10 protein-coding genes are annotated in these 9906 nt (G+C 69.3%); 3 read left to right on the plus strand and 7 right to left on the minus strand.

The annotated features are described in order from the left end of the window. Nucleotides 1–45 precede the first annotated feature (45 nt). Both ACWDNY_RS20015 and ACWDNY_RS20020 read left to right on the plus strand, forming a co-directional pair. Nucleotides 46–732 carry a maleylpyruvate isomerase family mycothiol-dependent enzyme gene (locus tag ACWDNY_RS20015; protein ID WP_451647103.1) on the plus strand — a complete coding sequence of 229 codons (687 nt, stop codon included), beginning with the start codon at nucleotides 46–48 and terminating at the stop codon, nucleotides 730–732. Nucleotides 733–1100: 368 nt separating this feature from the next. After that, nucleotides 1101–1706: a dihydrofolate reductase family protein gene (locus tag ACWDNY_RS20020; RefSeq protein WP_451647104.1), complete on the plus strand. Its 606-nt coding sequence runs from the start codon at nucleotides 1101–1103 to the stop codon at nucleotides 1704–1706. Nucleotides 1707–1787: 81 nt separating this feature from the next. Here the strand turns inward: ACWDNY_RS20020 and ACWDNY_RS20025 are convergent, their stop codons facing one another. The 6 genes from ACWDNY_RS20025 to ACWDNY_RS20050 all read right to left on the minus strand — a co-directional run bounded on the left by ACWDNY_RS20025 (nucleotide 1788) and on the right by ACWDNY_RS20050 (nucleotide 7370). Further along, entirely contained in the window at nucleotides 1788–1928 is a 141-nt protein-coding gene (locus ACWDNY_RS20025) for a hypothetical protein (RefSeq protein WP_451647105.1), read from the minus strand. A gap of 304 nt (nucleotides 1929–2232) precedes the next feature. Then, entirely contained in the window at nucleotides 2233–3603 is a 1371-nt protein-coding gene (locus tag ACWDNY_RS20030) for an MFS transporter (protein ID WP_451647106.1), read from the minus strand. Between the two features lie 23 nt (nucleotides 3604–3626). Continuing rightward, nucleotides 3627–4634: a 2Fe-2S iron-sulfur cluster-binding protein gene (locus tag ACWDNY_RS20035; RefSeq protein ID WP_451647107.1), complete on the minus strand. Its 1008-nt coding sequence runs from the start codon at nucleotides 4632–4634 to the stop codon at nucleotides 3627–3629. Then, the gene (locus ACWDNY_RS20040) at nucleotides 4631–5611 is read right to left on the minus strand and encodes a PdxA family dehydrogenase (RefSeq protein WP_451647108.1); all 981 of its coding nucleotides are present in this window, start codon (nucleotides 5609–5611) and stop codon (nucleotides 4631–4633) included. Before ACWDNY_RS20040 ends, ACWDNY_RS20035 begins: the two co-directional genes overlap by 4 nt. Next, the gene (locus tag ACWDNY_RS20045; RefSeq protein WP_451647109.1) at nucleotides 5608–6072 is read right to left on the minus strand and encodes an aromatic-ring-hydroxylating dioxygenase subunit beta; all 465 of its coding nucleotides are present in this window, start codon (nucleotides 6070–6072) and stop codon (nucleotides 5608–5610) included. Before ACWDNY_RS20045 ends, ACWDNY_RS20040 begins: the two co-directional genes overlap by 4 nt. Next, nucleotides 6072–7370, minus strand: a complete 1299-nt coding sequence (locus ACWDNY_RS20050) for a Rieske 2Fe-2S domain-containing protein (protein ID WP_451647110.1) — start codon at nucleotides 7368–7370, stop codon at nucleotides 6072–6074. The genes ACWDNY_RS20045 and ACWDNY_RS20050 overlap by 1 nt, the downstream gene beginning before the upstream one ends. Before the next feature lie 115 nt (nucleotides 7371–7485). On the opposite strand from ACWDNY_RS20050, the gene ACWDNY_RS20055 reads away from it, so the two are divergent. Then, on the plus strand, nucleotides 7486–8235 hold the full coding sequence (locus ACWDNY_RS20055; protein ID WP_451647111.1) for an IclR family transcriptional regulator domain-containing protein: 750 nt from the start codon (nucleotides 7486–7488) through the stop codon (nucleotides 8233–8235). Between the two features lie 337 nt (nucleotides 8236–8572). On the opposite strand, the gene ACWDNY_RS20060 is transcribed toward ACWDNY_RS20055, so the two are convergent. Continuing rightward, nucleotides 8573–8953, minus strand: a complete 381-nt coding sequence (locus ACWDNY_RS20060; protein ID WP_451647112.1) for an aminoglycoside phosphotransferase family protein — start codon at nucleotides 8951–8953, stop codon at nucleotides 8573–8575. Nucleotides 8954–9906: the final 953 nt, after the last annotated feature.

Genomic DNA, 9906 nt, shown 5'->3' on the forward strand with positions numbered 1-9906 from the left:
TCGTGCGGCAAGCCCCGCATGGTTGGTGGGCTGTACCTTGGCGTCGTGGACTATCTGGTGGAACTTCGGCGCGAGCTGGATGCGTTCGACGCGGTGCTGGACGGTGATTTGTCGGCTCCGATCGAGCACTGCGGCGATTGGAGGCTGGTGGATCTGGCCGTACACATGGGAGCGGGGAACCTGTGGGTCGTCGCGGCGGTGCGGGAGGGGCATGGCTACAGCTATGACGAGGGTGCCGCGCCCCGTGAGCCTGCCGGCCTCAAAGCCTGGTATGCCGAGACGGCGGACGCACTCGTGCAGGCGCTGTCGGTTGATCCCTCGACCGAGGCGTGGACGTTCTTCCCACCGCACACAGTCGGATTCTGGCGTCGGCGCCGCAGTCAGGAGACGCTGATGCACCGGTGGGACGCCGAGCACGCGCTCGGCCCGACGACACCGATGGATCCGGCACTCGCCGCCGACGGTGTTGCCGAGGTCTTCGACACCATGGCGCCCCTCATGATCTCCAAGGGGGCCGCCATCCGTGCCGAGCAGGCCGTGCGGATCACCGCCACCGATTCGGGCCGCTGTTGGACCTATGGGACCGGTGAGCCGGTCGCGGAGGTCTCGGGCCTTGCTGAGGACCTGCTGCTGATGCTGTGGGGGCGCAAGCCTCGGGATACCGGATCGGTGACCTGGGCCGGGGACCGCGAGGCGGGGGTGGCCGTGCTGGCTGGGCCGCTGGTTCCCTGACGTGGTACCAGGTGACGTCCCCGCCGCCCGCCCTTGACCCGAACGGCCTCGCCGTGACCGAGGCCATGCTGGCCGCCATCGACGCCATCATGCGCGCTGTGGAAACTGTCAGCGCCTACGTCACTGGCGCGATCAGGTCGCGAACCTGCGGACCGAGCGCGTCACGGGCCCAGGGATGACGTGCGAGCCCGCTGTCGGCCAGTGTTCCCCGGAAGCGGTGCAAGGACTTGATCACGTGGACGTGTCCGGTGGCGCCGACGGCTTGGGGAGATGCCGCCGGCCCGGCGCCAGGTGTGCTGTCCCCGGGAGGTTCCGCCGATGAGTTTCCAGCGGTCGTGCGGTCTACCCCCCGACGAAGGGAGCGCACCATGCGCGAGATCATCGTTTGCACTTTCCTGACGCTGGACGGCGTCATGCAGGCGCCGGGCGGTCCGGACGAGGACGCTGAGAGCGGCTTCGAGCACGGCGGCTGGCAGAAACCGGTGGCCGACGACGAGGTCGGTACGGCCATCGCGGGTTGGTACGAGCACTCTGACGCGATGCTGCTCGGCCGCAAGACGTACGAGATCTTCGCGTCGTACTGGCCGACCGCCGATCCCGACAACCCGTTCACCGATCGGATGAACAGCATGCACAAGTACGTGGCGTCCCGGACCCTGACGTCCGTCGAGTGGCAGAACTCCACGCTGCTGGAGGGCGACATCGTCGACGCCGTACGCAAGCTGAAAGCGTCCGACGGCGGCAACCTCAACGTCGTCGGCAGCGGCGACCTCGCTCAGACCCTCATGCGGCACGACCTCGTCGACGAGTACCGGTTGACCATCCATCCGGTGATCATCGGCACCGGCAAGCGGCTGTTCGCCGACGGAGCGATCCCCACTGCGCTGGAGCCGGTCAGCGTCTCGACGACGAAGGGCGGCACCGTCGTCGGCGTCTACCGGCCCAACAGCAGGCCCAGCTACGACAGCTACTAGGGTCCGTCTTCGAACGGATCTTGCCCAGAGCAGGTATGACGCTGGTCGGTCTTCTCGGGGATGACGTGTGCGATGCCGCGTTTACGCGGGGGCGCGGACGACGGTGGAGTCGGTCTGGACCGGCCAGTCGAGGTCGCCGGCCGCGTCGGCCTGGGCCTGGATCTGCTGAAGGGCCCGGGTGGACACGCCGTCCAGGGCGTAGCGGCGGAAGCGGGTATACACCGTTTTCTGACGACCAGTTCGTGCCGGTCCTCCTCGCTGTCCGTCGGCCCGGTGTACGGCTCCAGAGCCCGGTTGGCCAGCAGGCCCGAGCTCCCGCTCCTCGCCGGGGATGTGGGCGAGGAACTCGAGGAAGGCTCGACCAGCTGGACATCCGTCGACGTGATCGGCTCGGCGGCGTCCTTGGGGCGAGGACGCCCACGCGGCCCGACCTGCCCGGGCGCAGTAATCGGCGCGTACACCGTGTGCGGGGGACGGCACCGGCCGTGCCGGCCGGTGCCGTCCCCCGCAGTGCCGGTGTCCGGGATCAGGCCGTCTTGAGCTGCTTCGCGCGGTGTCCGAGGTACAGGACGATCAGACCGCACAGCGCGGTGGGGATCGCGAGGAGCAGGAACAGCTGCTCGTGGCCCATGCCGCCGGCCAGCATGCCTCCGACGATCATCGGGCCGACGATTCCGCCGACGCGGCCGATGCCCAACGCCCAGCCGACGCCGGTGGAGCGGACTTCTTCGGGGTAGAAGGCCGCAGCGAGTGCGATGACGCTCTTCTGGCCGCCGCTGACGGCGCAGCCGACCAGGAAGATCGTCGCCAGGACCGTCCAGACGGGCGAGCCCAGCGCCAGGCCCATGAGGACCAGGAAGCCGCAGCCTGCGAAGTAGAGCGTGCCCAGGGAGCCGTAGGCGCCCAGCCGGTCCATGGCGGGCCCGACCACGAAGGCGATCACGATGCCGCCGATGGTCGTCATGGACGCGGCGGTCGCCAGGGTGCCGGCGGAGTAGCCGCGATCGGCAAGGATGGTCGGCATCCAGCTCTGCAGGCCGTAGAACATCGCCAGGTTGATCGCGAAGACGACCCACAGCAGGACCGTGCCGAGCAGCTGGCGGCCGGAGAGCAGGTCGGTGACCTTGACCCGCTTGCCGGGGGTGGCGCTTTCCGCCTCGATGTGCGCCTTGTCTGTCTTCGGCAGCGTCCGGTCGATCCGGCGGCACAGGGCGTACGCCTTGGCGTTCTCCCCGCGGCGCAGCATGTAGGAGATCGACTCGGGCAGCTGCCAGGCCAGTACGAGGAGCAGGGCCAGGGGCAGCACGGCGCCGACCACGAAGACCGAGCGCCAGCCGTGGGCGGGGATGAGCCAGTCGGCGGCGTAGTTGGCGACCACGAACCCGAGTGAGAAACCGCAGTAGATCGCCAGGACCAGGCTGGCTCGCAGCCGCTTGGGGCTGTACTCGGCGGTGAGCGCGATGGTGCTCGGGGTGGCCGCGCCGAGGCCTATTCCGGTGATCACCCGCATGATCAGGAGCTGGTCGGGACTCTGGGCCCACACCGAGGCGAGGGTCGAGAGCGAGAAGATGGCGACTCCCGCCATGACGAGTCGCTTGTGGCCGAACTTGTCGGAGAGCGGGGCCAGCAGCAGATAGCCGATCATCAGGCCGACCAGTGCGGCTGAGAAGATCGTGGCCATGGTGCCCTTGGACATGCCCCAGTCCTGGGTGATGGCCGGGGCCATGTAGTTGATCGCCTGGGTGTCGAACCCGTCGAGCAGCATGACCAGCCCGCACAGCAGCACGGTGCGCAGTTGGAAACCGCCCGGGCGGCGTCCGTCGATGAAGCCGGGCAGCTTGAGCGGCTCCGGCGGGTCCGATACGGCGGCGGACGGGGATGAAGTGGTGTCGGACATAATGCACTCCACATGGAGAAGGGTTACTCGACGCCGGCGAGGGCTCCCGCGGCCGAGACGAACGCATCGGAGTGGAACCGGTCGGGAGTCACATCGCGCTCGCGCGCCAGCTCCTCGGCGGCGGTTCGGGTCATTGCTTCGCTGCCACAGGCGTAGATGTGGTGGCTGCTCAGGTCGGGATGGTCCGCGATCGCGGCTGCTTGTACCCAACCGCCGGCGCCTTCCCAGCCGGTGTGCGGCCGGGAGAGCACGGGGGTGAACCGGAACCATGGGTAGCGCCGGGTCCAGGCTTGGAGGGTGGTGTGGGCGTAGAGATCCTCGAGGGTGCGTGCGCCCCAGTACAGGTGGATCGGGCGGGTCAGGCGCCGGGCGATGTGGTCGAGGATGATCGACCGCATGGGTGCGAACCCGGTGCCGGTGGCGAGCAGGAGGAGGGGCCCGTCGCCGTCCTCGACGAAGAACTCGCCGAAGGGCGCCTCGATTTCCACGGTGTCGTGGAACTCCAGCTGCTGCAGGATCCGGGCTGAGAACACGCCGTCGGGTTCGTGCCGGACGTGCAGCTGGGCGAGGTCGTTGTGCTGGGGTGCGTTGGCCAGCGAGTACGAGCGGGTATCGCCGTCGTCGAGGATGACGTTGAGGAACTGGCCGGCCTGGAAGGGCGTCCGCCGGCCGATGGGGTAGCGCAGGTCGAGAACGGTGACGCCGGGGGCGACCTGGCGGCGCCGGTACACCGTCGTGGTCAGCCGCTTGCGCACCGGCGGGGTGCGTGCCGCGATCCGACGCGGCGCGATCTCGATGTCGCCGGCCGGCTGTGCCCGGCAGAGCCGGACCTCGGCCGGGCCGCAGACGGCCTCGCTGCCCGGCACGTCCAGCGGGCCCGCGGTCACCGAGCCGAGGCAGGTGTCGCACACGCCCTTGCGACAGGAGTACGGAATCGCCCAGCCGGCCGCCTCGGCGGCGTCCAGGACGTTCTGCCCCGGCTCGCAGCCGAAGGCGATGTCGGAGCCGCGGACACTGATGGTGAAGGTCATCTCAGCCTTCCTGAACAGTCGTTGGCGAGCAGCCGGAGAGCTGCGAGCACGGCGCCCGGGTCGGCGCTGCCCTGCCCGGCGATGTCGAAGGCGGGACCATGGCCCACGCTGGCGAAGGGCGCACCGGCACCGATGGTGACTGCGGCCGCGGTACGTCCTGCCAGGACCTTGACCGGGATGTGCCCCTGGTCGTGGTACATCGCCAGGTAGGCGTCGTGGTCGCGGGCGCCGCCGAGCAGGATGTCGGCTCCGACAGGGCCCTCGGCGCGGACGCCGAGCTCGCGGAGAGCAGCCACCGCGGGCTCGGTGACCAGTTTGTCGTCGTCGCCGAACAGGCCGTTTTCACCGGCGTGCGGATTGAGCCCGAAGACTGCGATCCGGGGATCGGCGATGCCAGTTGCCCGCAGCGCCTGGTGCAGCGCCAGCCCGGCGTCGGTGACCAGCTCGGGGGTGAGGCGGGCCAGCGAGTCGGCCAGCCGCTCGTGCAGTGTGACGTGCGCGATGCGCAGACCGCCGCCGACCAGCATCAGGAAGACCTTCTCGAGCGCGGTGCCGGTGAGCTCCGCGATCAGCGGCGGGTAGCCGGCGAAGACGATTCCGGCCCGGTGGACGGCCGTCTCCGAGTGCGGGCAGGCGACCACTCCGGCGTAACTGCCGTCCATCGCCAGCCGTACCGCTGCGGCGGTGTACGCGATGGTGGCGGCGCCCGCGGGCGCGGTGACCCGGCCGACCGCCAGGTCACCGGGGGCCAGGGCGCCGACGTCGACCAGGTCGCACACGCCGCGCTCGGCGGCCGCACCCGGCTGCGCCGCGCGCAGCACGAGCCCCGCGCGCTCGGCGTACGGTTCGAGTACATGGCGGTCGCCCACCACGACCGGCGCCTGGTCGGCGAGCTCGGCGACGGCCGCGAGCGCGATCTCCGGCCCGATCCCGTTGGGGTCGCCGGTGGTGAGCAGCAGTCTGGGTGTCCCGGTCACAGTGGCAGCACCAGCAGTGTGTCGATACGGGAACTGTCGCAGACCACGATCCGCTTCTTGATCAGGGCTCTGCCGTCCTCGAAGACGTACTCGTCGAGGTAGCGGCCGCTGGCGAACACATCGGCCGGCCCGTTCCCGGTGATGCGGATGACCAGGAAGGAGGTCTCGCTGGTCGCGCCGGCCCGGCTCTCCTCCAGCACCGCAGGCTGACCGAGCATGTGCCGGTAGGCGTGCGGTTCGTAGATGTTGGCCTCCTTCAGCGCGGAGACCCGGTCCTTGAGCATCGCCTTGTTGTTCGCCCAGATGATCCCGGCCGGCAGTCCGCGGCGGTGATTGTCCGCCGTGGTGACCTTGTAGAAGGCGTCGTCGGCGAAGAACTCCGGCCAGTCCTCGATCGGGCCGTCATCGATGGCGCGGACGTAGTGCCCCTGGGCGCGGCTGATCAGGTGGTGTGCATCCATCAGGCCTGTGCTCCCTCGCCCGCGCCGACGGCGAAACCCATGGCCTCGCGGTAAACCTTCCAAAACCCGCGGATCGAGGCCTCGGTGACCCGGCTCTCGCTGGAGACCGCCTGGTCACCGCCCATCTGGACGGTCGCGAACTCCTTGCTCGCCCCGGTGATGCCCCGCTGCACGAAGCCGCCGATGGCGCCGTCCTCCATGGAGACATAGCCGGCCGGGCCGACCAGGTTGGACTGCTTGAGGCGGGTCAGCTGCTGCTCCTCGGTGTCGTCCTCGAAGCCGAGGTAGGTCCAGTGCAGGTCGGTGGAGTCCACCCCGGTCGGCAGCACCTGGCGTACGGCGACGGAGTTCTGGATCTGCTGGAGCACGAAGCCGGGCGCAACCGAGAGGATCTGCAGCGTGATGTCGTCCCCGACCTCGCTGAAGCTGTCGACCAGCGACGGGTCCTGGAGCTGGTACTCGGAGTCGGACCGGATCTTCTGGTCCCTGTAGTGCTCCCCGGTCTCCGCCTCTCGGTTGATGGCCGACCAGCTCACGTGGTGGCCACCGTTCTCGGAGACGATGATGCCGCCCTTCTGGTTCAGCTTGTTGAGCCCGAAGGTGGTGAAGAACAGGTGCAGGATGCTGGCGTGGTAGGAGTCCTTGACGTTCTCCATGTACAGCTTCCAGTTGTTGGGCAGGCTCTGGGTGAACCGGCCCAGCACGACCGGCTTGCGGCCGCCGAGGACCCGCTCGATCCGGTCGAGGATCTCCTGGCCGAGGTATTCCTCGATCCCGGGTACGTCGTTGTCCAGGCTGCCGAAGACCAGGCCGTGCACAGTGGCCAGCCGCAGCCGCCGGGGGCTGTGGGCGGCCTTGCAGAACTCCGGCGGCATGCCGCCCTCGCCGTTGATGCCCTCTTCGAAGGCGACACCGGTGAGGTCGCCCTGCAGGTTGTACGTCCAGGCGTGGTAGACGCAGGTGAAGTCCCTGGTGTGGCCGTAGTGCTCCATGGCGATCAGCGAGCCGCGGTGGGCGCACCGGTTTTCGAAGGCGTAGATCTGGCCGTCGTGGTCGCGCGTCACGAGCACGGGCTGCTCGCCGATGAAAGTGGCGCAGAAGTCGCCCGGTTCGGCCAGCTCGGCCTCGAGGCAGAGGTAGTTCCACATCGGGCCGTGGAAGATCCGCTCCTGCTCGGCCCGGTAGACGTCCTCGTCCTGGAAGACCCAGTACGGCACCTCGGTCAGGGACTCGGGCCAGCGGCGCTCCGAGACCCCGGCCGGCGCGGCAGCACCCGTCCCGGCATTCCGTGCGCTCATGCGTGCACCTCCAGCAGTGCTTGACAACTTTTCGTTCGCTATGCGAACATGTGCTCGTTTTCCGAACGTCGCCAGTAGATGTGCCAGCAGTCACGTCTGTCAAGGGGGAGATCGCATGACCGTCGAAGGAATGGCAGGGCTTGCCAAAGGACTCGCGGTCCTCGAGGCCTTCGGGGACGGCGCTCCCCGGCTCACCATCAGCGATGCGTCCCGCGCCACCGGCCTGAGCCGGGCAACGGCACGCCGCTGCCTGAACACACTCACCGAGCTGGGCTATGTCACCTTCGACGGGAAGTTCTTCACGCCCACTCCCCGCGTACTGCGCATCGGCGCCACCTACAGCGAGTCCGCCGCGCTCCCCCAACTCGCCCAGCCGCACCTGGCCGCCATCCGCGACGCAACCGACGAGTCCGCCTCACTGGCCGTGCGCTACGACAACGAATCACTGTTCATCGCGCGCAGCGAAGGCACCCGGCTCATCGACAACGGCATACGAGTCGGCGCCCGGCTCCCCCTCTACGCCTCCTCCACCGGACAGGTCCTGCTCGGCGCCCTGGACGCAGCCGAGCTGGCCGACTACCTCGCCGCCGCTCCGTTCCCCGCACGCACCCCAGGGACCCCCACCACGGCCACCGAAGTCGAAAGCCGCGTCCGGGCTGTCCGCACCGCAGGCATGGCAATCAACAGCGAGGAGCTCGAACTCGGGCTGCTCTCCATCGCCGTACCCGTCCACGATCCGGCCGGCCAGCTCATCGCCGCCATCTCCGTCAGCGCCTCAAGCTCCCGCGTCACCGTCGACGAACTCCGCAACCACATCGCCCCGGTGATGCAACAGCACGCCGCAGCACTCGGCCGCAAGCTGTAGGAGACAGGACCCCGTCAACCCGCCGCCTCGACGACGACAGCCACACCGAGAGCAAACACGGCCGGCTCTGGTTCCCCGAACTTCGGGGGTCGAGGCAAGGGCGCCGGCAGCGGGTGCTCGGGGCGCTGCCATGGCCAGGCGTCCACCGGAGAGATGCATCAAGGGTGAAGTGCCGGAACCGGCCCCAGGTGCACGGACGTGCCCTGGCACGCTGCTGAGACGAGGATCAGTGCGTCGAACGGCGTCGTAGACGGCAGGCGATGCCGCGCGCCGTCGCAGGCGTAGGAGGGGCCCAAGGGGCACCGCTTCGGGACACGTGGTGGTAGCAGAGGACGGATCAGCCGCCGGCCAGGGCAAGGAGGAACTGGGTCTCCGCGTCGTCCCGCCCCGCACACATTCTGGGTACCGCGACGAGGGAGGTCAGAGCCCGGCACCAATGCAGCACCCTATGAGGAGACAGGCCAGGCACCAGCGCCGCCAACGCCTCGATCCTCTGCTCCAGCACGGCTGGGTCTGCAACTCCTCCGAGCACCCAGTCCACAGCGTCGAAGTCCGGGTCGCCCCATGCCGGCCTCGGGTCGATCGCCACCATGCGGGCGCCCGGACCAGACAGCACGTTGGCTGGATGGAGATCACCATGCACGAGTCCCACGGGCCCACTGGCTGCAAGCTCCAGAGCAGCCGCTCGGGCCTGACCGAGCGCCGTCGGGGCAACCACACCGTGCGGCGGGCCGCCGGCAGCCTGCGTTCAGTCAAGTCGAACAGGAAGTCGATCCGGTGTGAGAGCGGTCGCAGTACCGAGTGCTCCCCCGGCACGGCAGGCGAGACCCTCAGGTCTCGCAGTAGGGCCGCGACCTCGGCCACATTCCAACCGAGCTCCCCGCACCGGCACTCCCGGCTCCACATGCTCCAGCAGCAGTGCCCCGGCAGCTAGGTCCGCTGCCAGCAAAGTGACGACCGACGGCACATCTGCCCAGGCTCGCAGGGCTTCGGCCTCCTCGCGAGCGATCAAGGGCACTGGCGTGAGCTTCAGCCACACTGAGGCACCAGTGTCACGCCGCAAGCATCGGAACACCCGCGAGGTGCCTCCCCCTCCCGACGCGACGAGACCCAGGTTCCAACGAGCGGTGAGTTCATGGACGAGGGCCGGCAACTCGTCACACCAAGCGAGCACATCGGCGCCGAACCGGACGACGAGCCGGTCCCGGACCTCGGGCGCGACGCAGGCCGGCTCACTCAACACGTCCCCCGCAGGTGGTCGATGCCGTTCCTGTGCATCCTACGAGCGCGGTCGGAGCACGTCCCACCACACAGCACGGTCCACGGAGCGTGAAGAGTAATCCGGCTTGACGGCTTGCCGCGGTCAGGTGCACCCGCGCCCGGTGCCGATCAGCAGCGCGCCCTTGCCGGACCACGAACGGGAAAGGGCGCCCCGGCGCATTCCTCCAGCACGGCGCGCCGACCCCGGCGACCGCGCCGCCTGCCGGCTTGCGTCCGCTCGCGCGGGGCACTGCCCGGTGCGGCGCGGCCCGGCAGGCGGCCTGCAGAAGCCGGCAGCTGTCCTCGCGCCCCGGCCAGTGCCGCGGCAGGCAACGTTTGCCCGTCAAGGAGTGGCGTCCGGTGCGTGCTCTCGGCGTGCCGGCCGGACGCCCTCGTACTGGATGTACTCGG

This window comes from Streptomyces sp. NPDC003697 (genome assembly GCF_053587115.1).